A 22,742-nucleotide genomic window follows, 5' to 3' on the forward strand; every position below is an offset into this window, starting at 1 on the left:
AATCTGATCAATAATTATAGCGGAACAATCAAACCAAGCTTGATGAGATATTCAGTGGCAGGCACAAGCCAGAACTCTACGCCCAGCAGACCCACTAAAGTCATCACGATGGTATAAGGCAATGCCATCAGCACCATGCGGCCATAAGAGAGGCGAATTAATGGAGACAGGGCAGACGTCAGCAGGAACAAGAAAGCGGCCTGCCCGTTTGGTGTCGCCACGGATGGCAGGTTGGTCCCCGTGTTGATGGCAACGGCTAAATACTCATACTGTTGTTGCGAAATCAGACCCTCTTTCAGGGCAATCAGCGCTTCATTAATGTAAACCGTGCCCACGAAGACGTTATCCGAAATCGCAGAGAGCAATCCGCTGAATAAATAGAACAGGGAAAGCTGTGAAGCAGGCGACGATTGAAGAACGAACTGAATGAATGGTGTAAACAGTTGCTGGTCAACAATCACGGCAACCACAGAGAAAAATACCGTTAATAATGCGGTAAACGGCAGGGCTTCCTCGAATGCTTTACCCAGTGCATGTTCTTCGGTAACGCCACAAAATGTGGTGGTCAGAATAATCACTGACAAACCAATCAAACCGACTTCCGCCAAATGGAAGGCCAGCGCAACAATCAGCCAAATACCAATCAATGCCTGCACAACCAGTTGGGCTTTCTCTTGGCGGGTCCGTTTTTCACCTGCTTTTTTGGCGTAGTCTTCCAGAACAGTACGAACGCGCTCAGGCAATTCAGCACCGTAGCCAAACAGTTTAAAGTGTTCAACCAATAAACAAACCAACAGGCCACAAACAAAAACAGGAATGGTAACAGGCGACATGCGGATAAAGAAGGTGGCAAAATCCCAGCCAACGTGTTTGGCAATAATCAGGTTTTGTGGTTCCCCGACCATGGTCATCACGCCACCCAATGCTGTACCGATACCCGCATGCATCATCAGGCTGCGCAGAAATGAACGGAACTGTTCCAGCGTCTGTTTTTTATCTTCACTATCAATGAATTTATCATCGCTCAGTTCAAAATTGCCATTTTGGGAAAGGAACTGATGGTAGATGGAGTAAAACCCGACTGAGACACTGATAACAACCGCGATAACGGTCAGGGCATCAAGGAAGGCAGATAAGAAAGCACTTGCCAGACAAAACGCCAGTGCCAGCATTTTTTTGGAGCGGATATTTAGCAGTAGCTTCGTGAAAACAAATAGCAGCAGTTGTTTCATGAAGTAAATACCTGCAACCATGAAGATCAACAGCAAGATAACTTCCAGATTATTGCTGATTTCATGGCCTATTTGTTTTGGCGAAGTCATCCCGATGATAACTGCTTCAATAGCGAGTAAGCCGCCGGGTTGCAACGGGTAGCATTTCAATGCCATTGCCAGAGTGAAAATAAACTCAACAACGAGCATCCAGCCAGCAATGAAGGGGCTGACAAAAAAATAAACCAGTGGATTGATGATAAGAAAAACAATGATAGCCAATTTGTACCAATCCGGCGAATTGCCGAGAAAGTTTTTCACCACTGCACGTCGGATACTGATTTCCATTATTATTAACATTCCTCTTTGTGGATACGTGGAACAAATCTAAACGGCCAAATCTAGATAACCAAATTCAGATAACCATAGTACGCCCAACACGATAACAATTTAAGGGAGTCAGGACATAATTAATCCATGAATGATTGCATTTTTTATGAACCCTTTCACTCTTTAGCGGTTTATTTCCTGGGTAACTATGTCGATCAAACACATTCTGGTATGATCAGCAGCCATTATTAGCCAAGAAAACTGCTTTGGAATAATTAAAATTATGGTAATTAAGGCTCAAAGTCCTGCGAGTTTCGCGGAAGAGTATATCATTGAAAGTATTTGGAATAATCGCTTTGCGCCCGGGACTATACTACCAGCAGAACGTGAATTATCTGAATTGATCGGTGTCACCCGTACGACTTTGCGTGAAGTGTTGCAGCGCCTTGCCCGTGATGGCTGGTTGACTATTCAGCATGGAAAACCGACAAAGGTCAATAACTTCTGGGAAACATCCGGTCTTAATATTCTGGAAACACTGGCGCGTCTTGATCATGAGAGCGTTCCCCAGTTAATTGATAACTTGTTGTCAGTGCGCACTAATATTGCTGCCATCTTTATCCGTACTGCATTCAGGAATAATCCGGAAAAATCACTGGAGGTTCTGGCGGAAAGGGAAAACGTGGAAGATACCGCAGAGTCATTCAGCTCTGTGGATTATAATATTTTCCGTGGTCTTGCCTTCGCGTCAGGAAACCCGATTTATGGTTTGATCATTAATGGACTGAAAGGGCTTTATACCCGGGTGGGTCGCTACTATTTCTCAAGCCCTGAAGCACGTAAACTGGCATTGAATTTCTATCAGCAATTAATCTCACTGTGTCAGGAACAATCTTATGACAAGATCATGGATTGTGTACGTAATTATGGTAAAGATAGCGGGATGATCTGGCATGGGATGCAAAGTACCATGATCAATGATTTAACAGAATCACGTTTTGGCTGATGATATTTTCATGTTCATTTTTTAATTTCCTGCGTTGTTGAACGCGCTTTTTCCCCTGCTACACAGTTAACTGTGTAGCAGGGGTTATCTCTTCTTTAAAATCCTTGCGTTCTATAAGGACTTTGTTGTGGATTGATGATTTTTCTTAAAACTGATTCTTTTTAGATATCAGTGACGAATTGAAAACAGGTTAATTAAACTTCACTTTTGTTAAGTCATCCCATGCCATAACATGAACTTCTGTATCTTTATTTCCATTATTATCAAGCTTTAATCGTCAGTTAGTTTTGCTCAATTAAACCAATAAAAAATAGCATCCTCCATTGAGGATGTGATAACTATTTTGAATGATACTAATTTAAATTCTTTTACTACTATATAATGAAGATGAATGAGGATTTATAAATAAATTTTCAAAATAGTGTAGCAATGCTTTAAGTCTTATTTAGGTGAGATAAAAAATGGGTTGAAAGTCATTATCTGATATAAAAATACCTGAGGTACTTATTTATGCCATCCTACATAAGGAAAAAGCGTAGAGTTATGTAATATTTCATCGATGACAGAAAGTTATCAATTGATAACTTTTTTTCATCGTTTTTTTTGGTTTGTGTTTGCACGATGTAAATTTAAATTTATTGGGTGTAGATGGATATAAATATAATTTAATTGATTATTTTCCAATAAATATACGAGTGGATATGTAAATAACATCTTATTTCAATATTTGAATTTTTTTTGATTTCGAGGCTTGCAGTTGTTATTTAAATTTAAGACACTGCAATAACAGGTTTTACTTAAAATTTTAATATCTATAAAAATACATAATAAATATACATTATAATGACTGTGTGGAAATAAGTGTATTTTAATTTAATTATCTCTTCTTAATGGTAATGTAAATAGTGAGGTCGCTGCTCTATTAAACAAACTGATCTTTAAATTAGATGGTCATAATTAGTGGTTGTTTTGGAGGGTGATGAATAAATGTAATACTTACATTTATATGGTTATGTTTTAACGGAATTTCAATGTCTGCAATTACTTTCTGAATAATACACAGGTAATTTATCAGGAGAAAATTATGTCTATAACAATAATTCCTAACAAAAATGAAACAATTGATATAAAAAATAGATCATTGACTGTAAAAATCACTTATAGTGATAGCGTAAGTGGTAATTCAGTTCCAGAGAAAAAATTGAAATGGGAACTTGATTCGTCCTCAGCAAAAATTGCTGAATTTCATTATCTAACTTTATTCACCGGCGATAAGGGGACAACGACTAATATTCTTTACCCGCTTGCTGATGCAAAAGCTGGAGATAAAATCACCTTCAAAATTACAGATATAACCGATAGTAATAATGAAAAACCACTTGATACAATTACCTATATTTATGAGGATGTTCTGTTATCCCCGTTAGTAGCTCCACTTGGTTTACTCGCTTACAGTACTTTTTCTGATATTGCTGATATTGGTATTACAGGTTATTTTCTGCAATTAACAGTAAAGGTAACCGATGCAAAACCTGACGGTACATCAGGAAATCCCAAAAAAACAGCCAAAATATATTTTTATACTCATAGTTCTGCAGTACAATTTTTTTCAGATATAAACAAAAATACCCAGTTGAAAAATGATAATGATTTAGGATTCCAAGTCCAGACAGATCCTCAAGGTATGGCTACCATCTATCTGGGGGCAACTATGCCAGGAATATTTAATATCACAGCTTCATATTATTCAGGTAGTATCCTCTATAAGAGAAATGTTTTAACTCAAGTTATCTTCCTTGATACAGAGCCGGGAGGAAATTTGCCTCCTTTATTTCTGCCGTTAGACATTTATAATGTGCTGGATTTAGATGAATATGCAGGAAATTATTATCCTGCTAACCTACCATCAAGTTTAACTACCAACTTACACTTTGATGAAGAAAGAACATTAGGGGCGGTTATCATTAACGATCAATTTGTAAAAATTAATAAATTGAAGAAATTAATAGAAGGTATTTTATTAGCAAAAACTCATGTTAATACAACTAACGATAATTCGATCTATTATCTTTTAACTAATGAAAATGGTGATAGTTTTTCTTCCTCAGTACAAAACTTTACTGCCGTAAGCAGTACATTATCAATACCAGATCCTGCTGTTTCGCGTACGCTTGCGGCCCCGGAAACTACAGTTACTTTTGTAAACATTTCCGCCATTACTGGAGATTTACACCTCACAATTCCTAATTATACAAATAAAGCGGTAAATGATAAAATTCACGTTACCGTTTATCTGAATGGCTATAAAGATAACAGCAACGTAAAAAAACGTAATATCATTACATATAATGATATTAAGATAAATAAAGATAATCTTAAGACTGAAATCCCTATCACTATTGCTCAAGGTGATCTCGCGGGTTATTCCAGCGATGCTGAAGGATCTTCTGGTACTTTTCAAGTTGATTATAAGGTTATACCAGATGTTTCCCCAAACACTCCCGTTTATTCTAATATATTGAATTTGCCTCTCTCTACTTATTATGAAGATATGAACATAGAGTGATTTTTGAAATAATAATATTGAAATTGGTGATGAAGTGGTTGTTGACATCTATTTAAATGCCTATTTTATGGGTTCTAACTCACCGAAAACGGCACATTTAGAGAGCAGATATATTGTTAGTGAAGCTGATTTAGATAATGATTTTACAGTATTATTTCAACAATCTGATTTATAAGGGTTTACTATAAGTGAGAATGGCAAAGAAGGTGTATTTCAGGCTCAATATACCATTGTTGGTAAAGAGAGTTCTCAAATACTGATTTTACCTTTAAATACTACTGTATCAGGAGTGGCTTAGGATGTATCAGTGCAAATTAAATCCCTTTATAGGGATTTAATTACATCAGATATTTTTTGAGATCTTTGGGATGCACAAATTTAATCCGTAAACTCAAATTGAAATTCACCTTGTTCGAGAAATACCTTTAATTGGTGATATTGTTTATCACGGGCGCTGGCAGCAAGCAGTTGCTGGCTGATTTGTGGTAGCAGGCTATTTGTCAGGATCGCATCAACCATACGCCCACCCGATTCAATTTCTGTGCATCGGTTGACGATGTGTTCTACCATGGCATCATCAAATATTGCTGTGATGCCATGATTTTCTAATAAACGTTTTTGAATCCTTTCCAATTGCAGGTATACGATATTGATCATCACTTCATGACTTAACGGATAGTAAGGAATGACCAGCAAACGACCCAATAGGGCAGCGGGGAATACATTCAATAGTGGTTTGCGCAATGCGGTACTGAGTTTTTCTGGCTCTGGCATGGCAGCTTCTTCATCCGATTGAGTGCAGAGTGAGCTTATCAGGTCAGAACCTACGTTGGATGTCAGAATAATAATCGTATTCCGGAAATCGATGTGGCGTCCTTCGCCATCTTCCATCCAGCCTTTATCGAAGACCTGAAAGAAGATCTCATGGACATCGGGATGGGCTTTTTCTATTTCATCCAGCAAAACGACACTGTAGGGACGCCGCCGGACAGCTTCAGTCAGTACGCCGCCTTCACCATAACCCACATAACCGGGAGGCGCACCTTTCAGGGTGGATACTGAATGTGCTTCCTGAAATTCACTCATATTGATGGTGATCAGATTTTGCTCTCCACCGTATAAAGTCTCTGCGAGAGCAAGCGCTGTTTCAGTTTTACCGACACCAGACGGGCCACATAGCATGAAAACTCCGACGGGTTTGTTGGGATCATCCAGTTTCGCGCGCGAAGTGCGTACCCGTTTTGCGATGAGTTCTAATCCGTGATGCTGACCGATGACACGCTGGCTGAGTGTGTCAGCCAGTTGCAGTACGGCGTCGATTTCGTCTTTTACCATGCGATTGAGGGGAATGCCTGTCCAGTCTGAAACAACGGAAGAAACAACATTATTATCTACGGCAGCAAAAATAAGGGGTTCTTCTCCTTGTAAGGTTTTCAATTGATGTTGTAGTTCTGATAGTTCGGTGTACTCTGCTTTATTATTATCATATTCTCCCTGATGTTCCTGATGTTCCTGATGTTCCTGATGTTCCTGATGTTCCTGATGTTCCTGATGCTCCTGATGTTCCTGATGCTCCTGATGTTCCTGATTTAATTTTGCCCGCAGGGAAATAATTTTGTCGATCAAGGCCAGTTCCTGTTCCCAGCGTTCTTGCAACTGAATCCTTTGTGCTTCCAATACAGAGAGTTCGTTTAAAATAACTTCTGAACGCTGTTTATCACCGATATCCAGTTTGGATTCCCGCCTGACAATATCCAGCTCAATATTTAATGCATCTATCTGGTGACGACAATTTTCCAGTTGCGGCGGTTCTGCATGTTGGCTGACGGCAACTCTGGCACAGGCGGTATCAAGCAATGCTATTGCTTTGTCCGGTAATTGACGGGCCGGGATATACCGATGTGAAAGACGCACGGCAGCTTCAACAGCTTCATCCAGCAAGAGCACGTGATGATGCTGTTCCAATACACTGACCAGACTGCGTAGCATCAATAATGCTTTGGTTTCATCGGGTTCGTGAACTTGGACAACCTGAAAACGGCGGGTCAGGGCGGGATCTTTTTCGATATACTTTTTATATTCAGACCAAGTAGTGGCCCCGAGAGTCCGTAATTGACCACGTGCCAATGCGGGTTTCAGCAGGTTGGCTGCATCTCCGGTTCCTTGTTGTCCGCCCGCCCCAATCAAGGTGTGGATTTCGTCAATAAACAGAATTATCGGGATTGGGCTGGATTGCACTTCGTCAATGACTTTACGTAAACGAGATTCGAACTCGCCTTTGACTCCTGCTCCTGCCTGTAACATTCCTATGTCGAGCAACCAAAGCTGGACGTTGCGCAAAGGTGGCGGAACTTCTCCCGATGCAATTCTCAAGGCCAATCCTTCAATGACGGCGGTTTTGCCGACACCGGCTTCACCAGTCAGGAGCGGATTGTTCTGACGGCGGCGCATGAGGATATCAACAATCTGACGAATTTCTTCATCGCGTCCTGATACGGGATCAATTTCACCGTTGCGCGCACGGGCTGTCAATTCCTGCCCATATTGTTGTAATGCTGAGTTTGCCGCTGTTTGTTGTGTTGTTTCTTGGGTACTTTCTGACAGTAATGCGCTTTCTTGAGCCTCATCACTGCTGTTGCAAATTTCATTGAAATTGTCGAGTAGAATATCCGCATTAATCCGGTCGAACTGAGTGGAAATCGCTTTCAGTGCATTGTGTAAATTAAACGTTTTTAACATACCAATCAACCAATGCGCACTACGGATCTTATCAACCCCAAATTTCAGTGAGCCGTATATCCAGGCGCGTTCTACCGAATTATCAATATGCTCTGAAAGATCAGAGATAGCACTGGCTCCACGTGGCAAGCGATCCAGTGCTGCAACAATATCTTTAGTCAGTATGGCCTCGTCCAGTGCAAAGTAACGGATAATTTGCTGTAGATCACTGTCTTGCTGCTGCATAAGCTGATGCATCCAGTGAACTAATTCGACGTAAGGATTACCCCGCAATTTACAAAAGGTGGTCGCACCCTCCAAAGAAGTGAATAGAACACGGTTGAGTTTACCAAAGAGTACAGAACGATTGATTTCTGACATAGAGTATAATCCGTGGAGCTATCGTTGATATACCCGTCGTCTTTCAAGCTACAGCTTGAAATCCATTGGGAGTAGGTAGTGGATAATAACAAGCAGTAGACAACGGACAGTAATGACACCGAGAAAGTGAGAGAGATTTAAGAAACAGCCGGGGATTCTGGGTCATAGAGTAAATCTCCGCGATGGATCGGTTGTTCCATTTTGCCCAGCCAACTATTCAGACCCAATTTTATCGGCTCGGATAGATGTATTCCTTTAGTCTCTGACTGATGGAGTATTAATCGAACATCCCATGCGTATTCGATTCCCAGATATTGATGAACCCAGTCACGAAGTTGTTGTGATTTAGGTTCTCCCGGCAAGAACTTTTTATATTCCGCCATGATTAACGGGCCTAATTCGATGCGAAATTTATGTTGAACATCGTATAGTGCTGTTCCTAAAAAGGTAGATTGGCCTAAACGGGGCATATTGCGTCCTGCCTTTAATTGAGCCTGATCACGCGTTTCGATTTTTAGCCATTGAGGGATATTCTGCACAATTTTTATTGGAATACCGAAATAATTGAGCAGTATTTTGCTTAATCCTTCTGCGTTATGGCCCTGACGGGATAAATGACCAGATAGTGAATATCGGGCATGATCACTGATTGAATCCGGTTTTTGCTGAGCGGGTAATCCCATTCCTACCAGACAGGCGAGATAATGGCAAAAGCGTTGGTCATCCTGCCTATCGAGCGAGACTGTAGGTTGGGCATTAGCCCAAGCCCGGTAGAACAGCATGATCAGTCTATGGTGAAATAAATTGATAAATGCATTCAGAGTGGAATCTTGATAATTATACTGCCGCGAATAGGCATATTCGGTTATATGCAGCGGCATGGGACCATTAGGGCCGAACAAACCAAAACTGTAAATCAGAATGTCATACAGCGTTGAGTTATCGCGTTTTTTAATTTCAGAAATAGTCGATGGTGCGAAAATCATGGAAGCTTTTTGTCCTAACCGCAAGAGTTCGTATTTCGGCAATGGGGCAGAGCCAAGCATATAATCTGCTCCGGATTGGGCATCTATACGGCGTAAAGTTTGAAATAAATCGAATTGCCACGGCGCTTGCGTGAGTTGCTGCCAAAAATCATCCGGCAAACGAGATATACGACGAATGGAAAGAGCGGTTGCTTGACTCATATTCACCTTTCCTTTTTTATATCAGCTTTTTGCTACCCATACGGGCAGGCCAAAAGCCGATATCGCCACGTTGTTGGCTGTATAAAGTCGTTTCAGTAAAGGAGTTCATGGTTATCAGGCGTGAAAAGAGTTTGTCCAGTACACTGCCTAACAGCCAGGGACTGGTTCCCGCAAACTCCTGTTCGTTCACTTCTAACCGGATGCTGATACCACGGGCGAAAACTATCGGGCCGGGTTCAGGAACCCGCCGATAGACAGTCTTTAATGAACAGTGACGAATACCGTTAATCTGGCGGACGATGGCCGGATCTGCAAGGTCAGCATATAGACTCAGTAACTGTCGTAATGCCTGAGTTCCTTGCTCATCATCTTTATCCATAAAATTCAAATAATTAAGTTGAAGCTGACTGATTAATTTCCAAGAGGTTGCACCCTGTGCCAAAGCCGGGCGTGGTGGTGTCGGTCTTTTGAGAAACACAATTTTGTTGATGGGAATAGAATCTAACATGGCAAAGTTCTCAAGATCCTGCTGGCGCAACATCGCAGATAAATCACGGTTAGTACACATGACATCAGCGGTCAGGAATTTTAACTGATTAGGCCACGGCGAATGCTGTTCATCAACAATGGAAACAAATGTTTCTGTACCGATATAGCTGGATCGTGTTCCGTAATGACGAGCTTGCGCAGATAAAATACGGGGGTCCCGGCGTAAAGAAAAATAAGTGCCGTAATTGTTTTTATCATTACTGAAAGTAGACCAGAAGGGTCTGAATATTTGTGTTTCTTTGCGTTTGATATCGGCACCGTGCAAACGTTGTACCGAAAAAATCTCATAATCCAGCGGGCGGGTATTATCGACAACTAAATGATATTCATTGGTATTTTCGCCCACTGTGATGCGTTCAGTGATTTTAGGAAATAAATTAATTACTGGTGTGCAGTTTAAGGTTAAGTAAGAGACATCTATCAGACGCTCCAGATCGGCATCTGTTTTATCTAAAAGCATAAGCAGCTCAAATTCACTTTTTTCTGTTATGTTTTTCAGTAATGAGTTCATTCCACTGATACTGAAAAACTGGAAACGTGCCGGAAAAGCGAAATATTCCTGAAGTTGCCGATAGCCACTGAAATGACGTGGGTCGTTAGGAAACAATGACTGCTCATCTTCAAATCCCTCATGATGCGGGGAAATATCGGGCAAGACCTGATATTGGGGATTATCACCCAGCGTCTGGCATACAATACCAACCGAGTGCTCCATAATCAGTTCCAGCAATTGTTGGGATTGAATCTCCGGGCCTGAAAGAAAAAAGACCAGTTTGTTGAGATCCAGTTCATTAAGGAAAAATTTTTCCTTGCAGCTAAGATGAATGCGCAGTGCGCTGACAGCACCATATTGGTGGAGATCTAAGGTTACGAGAGGAAGGTTGGCGGGAATTTTACCGAGTTCAACATTTTGCAGATGCAGGGGTTGCAAGACAACATCTTGTGTTGTGGCATACTGAAAGGTAATACCATCTTTTTTTAACGTCTGGCAATGCATGAACGTTCCACGCGGTACTAAAAACCCGTGGCTGATATCCCCCTTGCTGGTATCAGGCTGGAGTTCAACGATTGCCATTGAAGGTGTTGGTGACAGGTAATTAGGATATAACATCTCCAGCAAGTGTTCGGAAAAGCGGGGAAACTCCGCATCCATTTTCAATTGAATACGGGAGGTCAGAAAAGCAAATCCTTCCATCAGGCGTTCAACATAGGGATCTGCAACATCAATACCATGCATTCCTAAGCGATTGGCGACTTTAGGGTAGCGTTCGGCAAATTCTTTACCCATTTCGCGTAAGTACACCAACTCGCGGTTATAATATTCAAGCAGTTTACTGTCCATGGCCCCTCTTAATATCTTTGTTATCTTGACGTTAACTGGCGTCTTTTACGGTGAAATAACCGTTTTCCAGATCGATATCAGCGTGGAACAGGAATTCTATTTGCCAGGGAATGCACCATAAAAACCCTTTTATTTCTATGGGTAGTGTGTTGTATAAAATCAACGAATCAGTATCAGTAACGCAGCTCACTTCAAGTCCATCGGGAATGATACGTGGTTCGAATATACGAATAGCAGAAATGATTCGATGCTGGATATCTTCCTTCTCTATTTCAGAGAGGGGTTTACCCGCAAGGGGAACCAAACCAAAGTTATAAACAGATTTGCAAATTTCCGGGAAGGGAGTCAGATCCTGATCTGATTCACTGTTAATGCTATTGAGCAACCATTGTAAATCCTTCATGACACTTTGCCGGAAGGCACTATGCGACAATAGATAGTTATTGATAGCCTCTTTTTTTTTATCCGGTTCGTTATCGGTGAGTTTGTCCAGCAAAGACGGCTGGACTCTGTCTTTGGCAGTGATACGAGTCGCATTACTTCTGCTGCGATAACCGCCATGGAGTAAGTTGAGATTGTCGTTCATGGGCTATCCTATTAGTCGTTATATACCCAATAGATTTCAAGATGCGGCGCGACGGCAAAGGAACGAATTTGCCCAGCCAAAGGCTGGCCTCCGGTGAGAGGCAGGAGCCTCTTATTCATCCCCAAGAACATAGACAGCTATGTGGCTGCTATTTTGGGGTTCTGCTTTGGCTGTTTTTATATCGTTCAACTTCTGCGTCATAAGCTTGCAGGAAATTGTCGCTAAACAGCGCGGAGTCATGTTCAAATTGACCCGTTTTTGCTCGGTAATATTTAGTGAAATAATCCCACATGAATGCTTTGTTGGTTGACGAGAACGATAAACGTGATAAATAACCGTCATCCTGTGCTGTTTGTTCAAGAATAGCGGGGTTGAATAAATGTAATATATCTGCCGCAGTCGTACGCATTCCTGCAACCATGCCCAATTGGTGTGCCTGTAGCTCGGTTAATATATCGCGGGTAGCTTCCTCAAGTGGCATAAACCCCGGCATATGACCACTCAGTATCATTGCCAGAACAGACTGGGCAGAAGGCAAAAGTTTAAATGGGTTATGTAAATCCGGCAGAATCCGGACCATGTCTGTCTCCACATCTAATTTGCGTTTCAGCAAATTGCGTGTGGCGTTGAGGGATATTATCCCTTGGGATAATTGACTGACTAACCGCCCTAACTGATACATGAACTGTTCATCAAATTGCAGTCTGTGAAGATCTTTTAGCCCCATTCCATCCAGCAAGGCGGCCAGTAACTTTCCTTCTGGTTGTTCTTCCAATTTGACTTCATGGGTTTGATGGTTATGGGGTTCATGGTGGTTATTGATTCTCTGATCCGGCGTTCTGGCTGTTTCCTTTATGTTTTCTTCTGTTGCTTGAAATTCAGGTACCCATTGAGATTCAGAAGTCGTTGCATCATGCAGAGAATTTAGTGGCACGGCGTTATCCAATATCTGGTTAAAGAGATCATCATCTTTATCTTTGGCATGTTGCGTATGTTTATCAGAAAACAAGACGAGTGGATCAATTTCCTTTTTATCGTCATCTTGATGTTCATATTGCTTATCGCGTTGTAATAACGTTGTCGGCGTATGGTCATTCAGGATATTTTCCTGTTGGAAAGTTGTATCTGAATTGAACATACTCATGGGATCTGTAGGCCGTAGTTGCAGGCTCTCAAGATCAGTTGTCCGCTCAATTTGAGTCAGTGGATCAATCGGGTTTCGTTCCCTGTGTTGACTCTCTTTCACCAGAGGATTTACCGGAGAATGATTGACTGGAGAATGGTTTACCGGGGGATTATTGTTGTTCCACTCCTTCTCCTGAGTTGCCGGAGGCTTTTCTTGAGAGGAAAAGGTATCTGAAGCCGCAAGAATTTGTTCAAGATCGTCCCAAATTCCATTGGAGTTTTCCGGTTGATTGCGATTTAACGGTGAGAGTGGCGTTTTATCGATATTCATGACTTTAATCTGGTAGCTGCCGATATCCAGCCTATCGCCATCACGAATTTCAACCTGACGTTCAGGAGCCAGCGGTATCATATTCAGCAAAATTTCAGATGCAGAACCTTGATTGTTAATCCGACATTCTCCATCGGCAGTAATGGACACCACGGCTTGCAATCGGGCAATGGCCAGCTCTTCATCGGGCAGAATCCAGTTATTGTCTGTACTGCGACCAATAGTGCCTCCGGGAGGGGAAAAGTCGTAACTCAGTTGTGATGGTTGGTTTGTTCCAGAGTTTTTAACAATGGAGAATCGCATCATCATGGATACCTATTGTCGTGGAGATTTATTGTCGTGGATATTTATTGTTATGGATGCCTATTGTGATGAAATAACCTCTCTGATTTTAGAGAGGTTATTGGGTATGTTTTAGGTATATTAACCACCGGTATTGGCATAAGAGTCCCAGTCATAGCTGACTTCAGCACCTTTAGCTCCTGATCCATACTCTTGAGAGAAGTAGCTTTCTTTGTGTTTCTGGAAGGCTATGATGATGGAGGAAAAGAAAAAACCGTCTCCATATGTCAGCGTGGATCTTGCAATGATTGCGTTTGTTAATGCTAATGAATACCAATTCTCTTGTTTACCCCCTTGTCGACGTACATTAAGTGTCACATCTTTAATATGTGTTCCCTTAACAATATATTGGCGTAGGGTGATAGCTGATTTATCAAACAGGAGATCGACGGCCAGACCTGAAACATCTACGACACCAGAACCTAATCCGCCTCCTTGTTTTTCATGACTAACACGGTTAACTACTTCGAGTGAAAATGACCTGACAGCCGTCCAATCTTTATACGCGCTGTCACCTGACTCGCCCTTAACATTCGTAAAATTAATAAATGCATCAATGCCAGCAGTAGACATAATGTTCCACCTTAAATAAAGTTGAATTAGTTGAATCCAATAAGTGCATATTGGATATCCATTGGGTATATACAGGGTGTAGGGATAGATATGTATGTATGGCTATCTAAAGATTAATGATGAGATTTTGTTTGGGAAAAGCGTATTTAATATTGCGTTAAGCTCCTTTTAGTGAAGGTAGTTTTGAAACCAAGCGTAGAGAAACAGTCAGACCTTCCAGCTGATAATGCGGCCGCAGGAAAAATTTCGCTTGATAATATCCGGGGTTACTTTCTATTTCCTCTACCAGAACTTCTGCCGCAGCCAGCGGTTTCCTTGCTTTAGTTGCTTGCGACGAGTTGACCGGATCACCATCAACATAATTAGTGATCCACTCATTAAGCCACCGCTCCATATCCGCCCGTTCTTGAAAAGTCCCTATTTTGTCGCGCACCATACATTTCAGGTAGTGTGCAAAACGACAGCAGGCGAATAAGTAGGGAAGACGCGCCGCAAGGTTGGCGTTAGCGGTAGCATCTGGATCGTAGTATTCGGCTGGTTTTTGCAGGGATTGAGCACCAATAAAGGCAGCCATATCGGTGTTTTTGCGATGCAATAACGGAATAAAGCCATTTTTTGCCAATTCCGCCTCACGACGATCACTGATTGCAATCTCGGTGGGGCATTTCATATCTACGCCGCCGTCATCAGAAGGAAATGTGTAGCAAGGCAGGTTTTCCACCATCCCGCCGGATTCTACTCCCCTGATGGAGGTACACCAGCCATAGAGCTTAAATGAGCGATTAATATTGACAGCCATGGCATAAGCGGAATTTGACCAAGTGTAGTTGTCGTGATTCGGTCCTTCGGTATTTTCCTCAAAATTGAAATTATCAACCGGATTTGTAAGAGCACCATAAGGTAAACGGGAGAGGAAACGTGGCAGTGCTAACCCGATATAACGTACGTCTTCTGATTCGCGTAAACTGCGCCAGGGCGCATATTCAGTATTTTGGAAAATCTTGGTGAGATCTCTGGGGTTAGCCAACTCCTGCCAGGACTCCATTTGCATAACACTTGGTGCTGCACCTGCAATGAACGGGCAATGTGCTGCTGCGCTGATTTGTGCCATTTGGCGCAAAAGTTCAACATCCGGCGCAGTATGGTCGAAATAGTAATCCCCCACCAGACAGCCGAAGGGTTCACCACCAAACTGACCATATTCAGCTTCATAGATTTTTTTGAAAAGCGGGCTTTGATCCCAACTGATCCCTTTGAAACGTTTTAGTGTGTTGCTCAATTCCTTTTTGGAAAGGCACATCACCCGGATTTTCAGCATTTCATCGGTTTCTGTATTGTTGACCAGATGGTGCAAACCCCGCCAGGCCCCTTCCAGAGTCTGAAACTCCTTATGATGCAGGATATGATGCATCTGCTGGGAAATTTTGGCATCGATTTCAGCAATGAGTGACTGGATGGTACGATAAGTATCGCCAGAAACCGTGACGGTATTTTCCAGTGCTTGTTGTGCCAGTGTTTTTACCGCATTTTCAACGGCATTGCGTGTATGATCACTTTGCGGGCGGAATTCTTTATTCAGCAATGTACTGAGTTCATCAGGGGTATACTCTTTAGCTACCTGCTCTTGCTGAAGCAAAGTGTCTTGTTCAGGTGTACTCATTCATTACTCCTTATCTTCTGTACTGTCTTCAGTAGTGCTGTTTTCAGTACCACTTGCTGAAGCGCTATTTTCAGGATTTGGAGCTTCCGCCAGTGATTGCAGCAGGGCGGGGTTTTGCAATATCTCAGAAATCAGTTTTTCTGCTCCGTCTTTACCGTCCATATAGGACAGTAAATTGGCCAACTGGACACGGGCTTCCAGTAGCTTAGCCAGGGGCTCTACATTTTTGGCTATTGCATCCGGTTGAAAGTCCTCCATATTTTTAAACGTTAAATCGATATTCAACTTACCTTCGCCCGTCAGGGTATTGTCAACCTGAAAGGCAACACGGGGATTGACTGAACTCATGCGTTCATCAAAGTTATCAACATCAATTTCCAGAAATTTGCGGTCATTGACATCTGGCAAGGCTTCCTCAGGTTTTCCTGCCAAATCAGCGATAACTCCCATGATAAAGGGTAATTGAACTGCTTTTTCCGAGCCGTAAAGCTCAACATCATATTCAATCTGTACACGGGGGGCCCGATTCCGGGCTATAAACTTTTGTCCGCTGGATTTCATGGCAAGTACTCCGTCATTGGTTACAAGGCGGTAAATTGATCTCCTTGATCTTTCTAGCTGTCGCTTAATCTAAGGGATATAAGGAGACATGCGGTCAGATAACTAAAAGTATTAAAAGAAGAAATAATTAATCCATATCAGGGTCCATGTCATAACTGGGTTCAGAATCCATGTTGGAATGGTGTGAGCGACCAAAAATGATTTCTAGCTGGTTCAATCCTTCTGGTGCAAGGTCGAGAATGATATTCATAAAATCACTATCAATCAGCCGCTGAATACGACTAATCATTATCGGAGCAGGATGGCTTGGTTCGTGCTTCAGAAAATAGATTTTGGCTTTTTCCAATAACATGCGTGCTTCATCACGATTATTGGCTTCGGCTGCCTGCCAATGGGAAAAAGGGACTTGTTCTGAAGTTATGATGGCTGAGGTTGCCTGTTCCATTGATGTGTTTGGATTGCTAAGCGATGCCGAATCAAGTGATTCTGCACTGCCTGTTTCTGAGTCATCTGTGGCGCAAAATTTAATGATTGTATCCAGCTGTTTCAGGAAATTCGGTAGTTCTGGCACATGACCGGCCGATAAGTTATGACGGATAATCTCCATCAGGGCAGTCAAGTGTTCGTGAATAGCTATTGTTGCCAGAACCTCAGGGTTATCGGACTGTTGTTTCAATTCATTGATTAATCGGGTTCGCCCACCTGTATAACCGCTGACTTCTGTTACTGTGCCGCTAAGGAGTAAATATGCGTTCTGCAATGTCAGCTCATCCGAAACACTTTTCAGCAAAACAGAGTGCTGAGCCTTTACTGTACAAGGTGAACCATCTTCGATGGCGGCCAGTGTGTTCAGGCGAAGTAAAAAATCATACTCACCATCAAATTCCAGCCTTGGCCACACCTCTGCCCAATAACGCTCCAGGGTCTGGCGGAGCAAGTCCAGTCCATCAGCATAACCACATAATCCACGCAGGTTCAGCCATGACTGCATAAGCGCTATGATGATACGCAGATCTTTGGTGCGAGAGAGTAGGTGAATGGTTTTTTTCTCCACCTCTCCCCAATGGGGTGGTTCGGCCGGAATGATGACATCGCCAAACTGCTGCTCGGGTTTTTCGACCAATAATTGCTCTAAGGCCATGAATTCGTCATCGTATTCCAGATTTTCTCCACAGGCCAACTCTGTATCGATCGGGGTAAGCAAGGTGTCAATATTCATGATATTTTCAGTCTATATTCAGGTCATATTGAGATAATCAGTTCATATTGAATTGATTGTTTATGCGGTGATTGTTTATGCAGTGATTGCTTATACGGTCAGGATCTTCAAATTAGGACAAGAGAAAACAGGAAGTCTGAATGGGCTGAAAACACTGTTCGGTGTAAAGTCCAGAGAAACAGAGTGACCTTTGATATTAAACATGGCTTGTAAGCCCATATCATCAGATGAATCCTCCGTGCTGCCATGCGGGATTCGTTGTGCCTGATCCAAGAGTCGATTTAGTGCCCAGAAGCCAGAAGTTGATAAATTCACGGTTGTACCATCGTTCAGATTCAACTGCATATGAACCTGATTGCTTTTAGCCGGACCCGGCCAACTGATGAGCTGTGAAAGTTGTGGCCCGTGGCTGTATTGTAATTTCTGCCCATCTACATCCAGTATCATGCTTAATACATTGTTATCCATGCTGATTGGACGAACCATGACACGAAATAAGGGCGTCGGTGTTCCACTGGTAAATAACGCATTACGGATAATTTGCGCCTGCTGGAAAGGCCGGAGTAAGGTTTCTCCTCCCGGTAACGGCTTGCCATTGACACCCGGCATAAACCGCCATCTTTGCAGAGTTGTGTCTACTTTCCCCACTAAATTCTTCTGGAAAAAACTGTCCATTAAACCTGTCTCAGGAGCAAATATTCTGGCCATGTCATCCGGTTTGATATCCCGACGTGCCTTAGCGATTAACGGATAGCGATTAGCAATTGCCTGATTACAAAAACTGCCGATTTCTGCACTGAGGTGCTTGGCGATGTTTTTCATATCACTCATCTGGGTATCGCTACTGGCACCGACAGCCAGTGAGTAAACCATGCTTCTGAACGGTATTGGCAGGCGTTCGGATGTGGCTTGTAACTGAGTGATAATATTATTGGGAGGAAAGGGCATACTGGTTTTTACCGCACTTTGTACGGATGTGAGGTACTGATATAACTCGCCAATCTTTTTCAACGTATCATCGAAAGGGATCTTCTGATTATTTTTTTCATTTGCCCCTTTTGCCAACGCAGTAATTTGTGAAAAATGGGCTTCCAGCGCCTGTTCCGGCGTATATTTCTGATTGTCAGGCCATATTTGTTTGGGAACTAATTGCTGTGCGGAAACTAACGGTTGTTTAGATGCTAATTGTGTGAGTTTATCCGTTTGACTCTTTACAACTCTGTTGAGCTGTTTGGTCGCTGCGTTATTTTTATTGAGTATTTCATTATGCAGTGTGACATTTTTACTGATATTAATAACAAGATTACGCAGTGGTGAATCAGAAGCAGAGAGTAAACGTGCGGTATTGGTTCGTTGATCCAGACTGTCAATATTGTTTAAACGGATATCAGCCAGAAATTTGTCCCATTGATATATGTAATCATTGATATAGAACTGTTTAACGAAGGATTTAATTTCGTTGATTGTTAATTTTCTCGCATAAGGGCCAAGTACCCAATTATCTTGCGAATATAACGTGGTAAGAAAAGTATTGAGATCTTTATCAATGCCTTTCTGATAACCAGCCGGAGTAAACATTCCCGGTATACCGTTGGCAAATGATGTTCCGCTATTGCTTGCCTGATTGTTTGCGAGATTGTTTGCGAGATTGTTTGAAAACATGCTTGAGAAAGCTAATTCAGCCTGCGGACCCGCAAGCGTCTCCAAATTCACCGGAGCTAATTCAGGATCATCCAATAACTTATTCTTTAAATAGTTGTAGGCACGTTGGGCTGGTGGAATTTTGCTGATTAAGACTTGTTTTTGTTTAAGCAGATTATTATCACGAATAAACGGTGATGTCACAGCCTGATTTTCCAATAATTGACTAAGGTGTTCATCAAGTTGTTGCAGCTGTTTTTGTGTTGTATTTGCATCCAGGCGGGTTTCCAGATAGCGCATTATCCAGTTGTGCAGAAACTTGCCATCATAATGTTCAGGCTGATACAACATTTGATACGCTTTTAGCGTATTGTAGGTTTTCTCTATATCATCCTCATTTTCATTTTTCATCTGGTTAGTAATTAGCTTTGCTACTTGGGGTAACAACAATGTTTGTAGCGCCTTTCTGTACAGAGAGTTGCTTGCATCACTGACTTGCTCACCACTGTATAGCCCCATACGGTAGGATAGCGGGGGATTATCCAAAGAAAAGTTTTTACTTTTATTTAACTGAGCCAGACTATTTAAAATAGGCAGCAGGGCATAAATATTATTCGGGTTTCTCTTTACTTCATCTCCCTGAAGTACGATAGCCGGAATTTTGTCTTGTACTTCCATCAGATAATTTTTGTTGTTGTTATAACTGGTAAAAAACAAGTCGGTAATCACTGCCAGTATGCCAAGCAAAGAAAGATAACCTAATCCGTTTAGCAGGCGTTTTCGGTATACCCACCAACGGTTATAACTGGCAATGCCTGCTTCACGGAAAATATTTTCCAGTACATTTTTCAGAAAATAAGCCTGACGCACAGGAGAAGGATGCACAATTCCTTTATCATCTCCCCATGACATGGAATCACTATCATTATTTGTTGGCAGTTGAAATTTCCGGTTAAATTGCGCCATCACATTGTCGAATGGCTGTCCTTCTTGTATTCCGCTGGTGAAATACAACCCGCGTGGATAGCAGGGTATTTCAAATCCTGATTTTGCGAATACGATTTCAAGATATTGTTCAATGAGTGGACGCAAGGAAGCCATTTCTTGTGGGAACAGATAACTTTCTGCACATTCCCGTGAATCATGTCCATTCAAGAGGATATAGGGTAATTCTGCATCCAATCGTTGTTGTAACTGACTATATTGTTGTTCAAAGATTGTATTCAGATTACAACCCAGCTTACCGCCCCACGGGAAATTGAATCCCCAAATTTGCTCGCGTGATGTTTTATCAAAATGGGAGAAATAAGCGGTAAATCCTTTTAGTAAATCCGTTTTGGTGATCAAGATATAAATAGGAAAACGTATCTTCAGACGTTCATGTAATTCCGATAGGCGTCTACGCAATATATAAGATTGTCTATCCCGTGCTTCGGCTGATGGATTCAGTAAGTCTTCCACGCTAATGGTAATAATGAGTCCATTGAGCGGCTGACGGGTACGGTATTTTTTCAATAACTGGATAAAACTTTTCCATTCATTGGCATCTTGCCCGTGTGAACGGTCCTGTGTGGTATAGCGTCCGGCAGTATCAAGCAGAACGGCATTATTGGTAAACCACCAATTACAGTCATTCATACCCTGCATTCCATACAGAGCCGATTTCCCAAGATAGTCTTCTAATGGAAAGTGCAGACCAGAATTTGCCAGTGCGGTTGTTTTACCGGAATTGGGTGCACCGATAACGAGATACCAGGGTAATTGATATATATATTGACGGTTGAAAAGGTTGCTCCAGCCGGGTCTGTTTTTATTGTATAGCCCAGAGAAATAGGCTTTTTTCAGTAACTTTACCGCATCAGAAAAATGCTCTGCCAATGTAATATATTGCTCATTTTGTTTTGTTCCTTCTTTTTCATCCCGATTGATATTTAATTGATTTTCCAGTTTTTTATTAAACCATATCCGGTACAGTCGGGGGGCTAATTTAATTAAAATCCATGCAAGGAAAAGAACAAGAATAACAACGATTCGTATTGTATTGGATTTTAAAGGCGTGGTGTTACCGACAGAAATAATAGGACCCAAAAACCAGATCATGAGAGATATTACTGTTATTCCGAGAAAACTCCATGTCAATCGACTGGTGATGATGGAAAGGAGTGTATTCAGCATGTATGCGTTTCCTCACATCGTTTCATTTATAGGAGAAACTAACAGTGTGATTTCAACTCGCCTGTTTTTAGCTCGATTACTGGGAGTATTATTGGGAACTAATGGATTTTTGGCACCTTTTCCTTCAGCTTTGACTCTTTCAGGTTGATTTAAATAGCGTTGAAGTTCTTTTTGTACAGATTTGGCTCTGGCTAGCGATAAAGCATAGTTAGATGAAAAACGTGAGCGACGGGAATTGGTGGGAACATTATCGGTATATCCTTCGACTAAAATTCCACCTTCGATATTATTCATGGCTTCAGCAATACGCTTGATGATATCCAGATAACGATCTTTGATCTGAATTGAACTGCTTTTGAATAAACCGTCACCTTTCAACGTAATGACACTTCTGTCAGGCGTATTGGTAACGTCTAATAATCCGGCGTCTATTTCCTCTTTCAACATATTTTGTAGATTCAGAACAGGTAATGCGGGCGGTAATATCTGATTATTGGTTACTGTATTGGGTAAATTAGTTTGATAGATTTTTGCCATAACGGGATTGAGTATGCCCCCCAACCGCGAATTCAGGCTGATATAGATGACACATATCAAAAAACTTAATACGGCGGCAATCACCCATATCGGTAAAGAAAATCGCCAGGTTTTATTTGGCATGGCAATCGCTTGTACTTTCGATGACAACTCAGCAGAGTAATTTCCCCGGACTGAACGTATGAGTTGATACAGGCGTTGTTTCACGGTTTCTAACTGGGAACGTCCGTTATCCATAACACGATAGCGTCCTTCAAATCCGAGTTGTAGACAGAAGTTAATAAGTTCTAACAGGAATATGTTCTCTTTGGGGTTTTGTGATAATTTGGCCAGCAGTTGGAAAAATTTTTCTCCTCCCCATGTCTCATTATGAAAAGTAACAAGCAATCCACTGCCTGACCAGACACTGCGAAGTCCCCAGGGCGTCAGCGCTGCGGCTTCGTCCAATGTAGTACATAAACAGTAGCGCGCTCCGATGATCACTTCATAAGGTAATTTGGCCTGCTGGCATACCACTTCAAAATGCCGGATTTCATTTATCAGTTGCTGTCGTAAATCGGTTGGATCAGGATGAACAATAGAATGCCGGATTTGGGGGATAGTATTCAGCAACGGATTGGCGGCGGAAACCAATGGATTAGAAATAGCTTCATCAGAAAACAGACTATATTGGTTTTCTTGTTTTTTTTGCATCATCGGCTA

At 41.9% G+C, this 22,742-nt stretch carries 14 protein-coding genes; 2 read left to right on the top strand and 12 right to left on the bottom strand.

Translation table 11 applies throughout. The features are described 5' to 3' along the window. Window positions 1-14: 14 nt before the first annotated feature. Window positions 15-1,559, bottom strand: a complete 1,545-nt coding sequence (gene nhaB / locus FE394_RS03555; protein WP_319925028.1) for a sodium/proton antiporter NhaB — start codon at window positions 1,557-1,559, stop codon at window positions 15-17. A 265-nt stretch (window positions 1,560-1,824) separates the two neighbouring features. Between nhaB and fadR the strand changes: the two genes are divergently transcribed. Both fadR and FE394_RS03565 read left to right on the top strand, forming a co-directional pair. Then, entirely contained in the window at window positions 1,825-2,547 is a 723-nt protein-coding gene (fadR, locus tag FE394_RS03560) for a fatty acid metabolism transcriptional regulator FadR (protein WP_319925029.1), read from the top strand. A 1,084-nt stretch (window positions 2,548-3,631) separates the two neighbouring features. Then, the gene (locus tag FE394_RS03565; protein ID WP_319925030.1) at window positions 3,632-5,113 is read left to right on the top strand and encodes a hypothetical protein; all 1,482 of its coding nucleotides are present in this window, start codon (window positions 3,632-3,634) and stop codon (window positions 5,111-5,113) included. A 378-nt stretch (window positions 5,114-5,491) separates the two neighbouring features. Here FE394_RS03565 and tssH read toward each other — a convergent pair whose 3' ends face one another. The 11 genes from tssH to FE394_RS03620 form a co-directional block, all read right to left on the bottom strand. After that, window positions 5,492-8,212 (bottom strand): type VI secretion system ATPase TssH, encoded by a 2,721-nt coding sequence (gene tssH / locus FE394_RS03570; protein ID WP_319925031.1) that lies wholly within the window; start codon window positions 8,210-8,212, stop codon window positions 5,492-5,494. A gap of 137 nt (window positions 8,213-8,349) precedes the next feature. After that, on the bottom strand, window positions 8,350-9,399 hold the full coding sequence (tssG, locus tag FE394_RS03575; RefSeq protein ID WP_319925032.1) for a type VI secretion system baseplate subunit TssG: 1,050 nt from the start codon (window positions 9,397-9,399) through the stop codon (window positions 8,350-8,352). A gap of 16 nt (window positions 9,400-9,415) precedes the next feature. Then, window positions 9,416-11,290, bottom strand: coding sequence for a type VI secretion system baseplate subunit TssF (gene tssF, locus FE394_RS03580; protein WP_319925033.1), 1,875 nt, complete (start codon window positions 11,288-11,290; stop codon window positions 9,416-9,418). A gap of 31 nt (window positions 11,291-11,321) precedes the next feature. Beyond that, entirely contained in the window at window positions 11,322-11,876 is a 555-nt protein-coding gene (locus FE394_RS03585) for a type VI secretion system baseplate subunit TssE (RefSeq protein WP_319925034.1), read from the bottom strand. Window positions 11,877-12,024: 148 nt separating this feature from the next. Further along, window positions 12,025-13,641 carry a type VI secretion system-associated FHA domain protein TagH gene (gene tagH, locus FE394_RS03590; protein WP_319925035.1) on the bottom strand — a complete coding sequence of 539 codons (1,617 nt, stop codon included), beginning with the start codon at window positions 13,639-13,641 and terminating at the stop codon, window positions 12,025-12,027. 114 nt (window positions 13,642-13,755) lie between these two features. Continuing rightward, window positions 13,756-14,247: an Hcp family type VI secretion system effector gene (locus tag FE394_RS03595; RefSeq protein ID WP_319925036.1), complete on the bottom strand. Its 492-nt coding sequence runs from the start codon at window positions 14,245-14,247 to the stop codon at window positions 13,756-13,758. A 157-nt stretch (window positions 14,248-14,404) separates the two neighbouring features. Further along, window positions 14,405-15,907, bottom strand: a complete 1,503-nt coding sequence (tssC, locus tag FE394_RS03600) for a type VI secretion system contractile sheath large subunit (protein ID WP_319925037.1) — start codon at window positions 15,905-15,907, stop codon at window positions 14,405-14,407. 3 nt (window positions 15,908-15,910) lie between these two features. Continuing rightward, window positions 15,911-16,468 (bottom strand): type VI secretion system contractile sheath small subunit, encoded by a 558-nt coding sequence (gene tssB / locus FE394_RS03605; RefSeq protein WP_319925038.1) that lies wholly within the window; start codon window positions 16,466-16,468, stop codon window positions 15,911-15,913. A 127-nt stretch (window positions 16,469-16,595) separates the two neighbouring features. Continuing rightward, entirely contained in the window at window positions 16,596-17,687 is a 1,092-nt protein-coding gene (gene tssA, locus FE394_RS03610) for a type VI secretion system protein TssA (protein WP_319925039.1), read from the bottom strand. Window positions 17,688-17,777: 90 nt separating this feature from the next. After that, complete coding sequence (tssM, locus tag FE394_RS03615) at window positions 17,778-21,503, bottom strand: type VI secretion system membrane subunit TssM (protein ID WP_319925040.1); 3,726 nt, start codon at window positions 21,501-21,503, stop codon at window positions 17,778-17,780. Window positions 21,504-21,515: 12 nt separating this feature from the next. Beyond that, window positions 21,516-22,736: a DotU family type VI secretion system protein gene (locus FE394_RS03620; protein WP_319925041.1), complete on the bottom strand. Its 1,221-nt coding sequence runs from the start codon at window positions 22,734-22,736 to the stop codon at window positions 21,516-21,518. Between the last annotated feature and the right edge of the window lie 6 nt (window positions 22,737-22,742).

The organism is Xenorhabdus littoralis, assembly GCF_033949345.1.
In the GTDB taxonomy this organism is placed as follows: Bacteria; Pseudomonadota; Gammaproteobacteria; order Enterobacterales; family Enterobacteriaceae; genus Xenorhabdus; species Xenorhabdus littoralis.

Excerpts from the sequence above, each read along its gene's own strand:
- nhaB (WP_319925028.1), bottom strand. The coding sequence starts at position 1,559 with ATGGAAATCAGTATCCGACGTGCAGTGGTGAAAAACTTTCTCGGCAAT.
- fadR (WP_319925029.1), top strand. The coding sequence starts at position 1,825 with ATGGTAATTAAGGCTCAAAGTCCTGCGAGTTTCGCGGAAGAGTATATC.
- FE394_RS03565 (WP_319925030.1), top strand. The coding sequence starts at position 3,632 with ATGTCTATAACAATAATTCCTAACAAAAATGAAACAATTGATATAAAA.
- tssH (WP_319925031.1), bottom strand. The coding sequence starts at position 8,212 with ATGTCAGAAATCAATCGTTCTGTACTCTTTGGTAAACTCAACCGTGTT.
- tssG (WP_319925032.1), bottom strand. The coding sequence starts at position 9,399 with ATGAGTCAAGCAACCGCTCTTTCCATTCGTCGTATATCTCGTTTGCCG.
- tssF (WP_319925033.1), bottom strand. The coding sequence starts at position 11,290 with ATGGACAGTAAACTGCTTGAATATTATAACCGCGAGTTGGTGTACTTA.
- FE394_RS03585 (WP_319925034.1), bottom strand. The coding sequence starts at position 11,876 with ATGAACGACAATCTCAACTTACTCCATGGCGGTTATCGCAGCAGAAGT.
- tagH (WP_319925035.1), bottom strand. The coding sequence starts at position 13,641 with ATGATGATGCGATTCTCCATTGTTAAAAACTCTGGAACAAACCAACCA.
- FE394_RS03595 (WP_319925036.1), bottom strand. The coding sequence starts at position 14,247 with ATGTCTACTGCTGGCATTGATGCATTTATTAATTTTACGAATGTTAAG.
- tssC (WP_319925037.1), bottom strand. The coding sequence starts at position 15,907 with ATGAGTACACCTGAACAAGACACTTTGCTTCAGCAAGAGCAGGTAGCT.
- tssB (WP_319925038.1), bottom strand. The coding sequence starts at position 16,468 with ATGAAATCCAGCGGACAAAAGTTTATAGCCCGGAATCGGGCCCCCCGT.
- tssA (WP_319925039.1), bottom strand. The coding sequence starts at position 17,687 with ATGAATATTGACACCTTGCTTACCCCGATCGATACAGAGTTGGCCTGT.
- tssM (WP_319925040.1), bottom strand. The coding sequence starts at position 21,503 with ATGCTGAATACACTCCTTTCCATCATCACCAGTCGATTGACATGGAGT.
- FE394_RS03620 (WP_319925041.1), bottom strand. The coding sequence starts at position 22,736 with ATGATGCAAAAAAAACAAGAAAACCAATATAGTCTGTTTTCTGATGAA.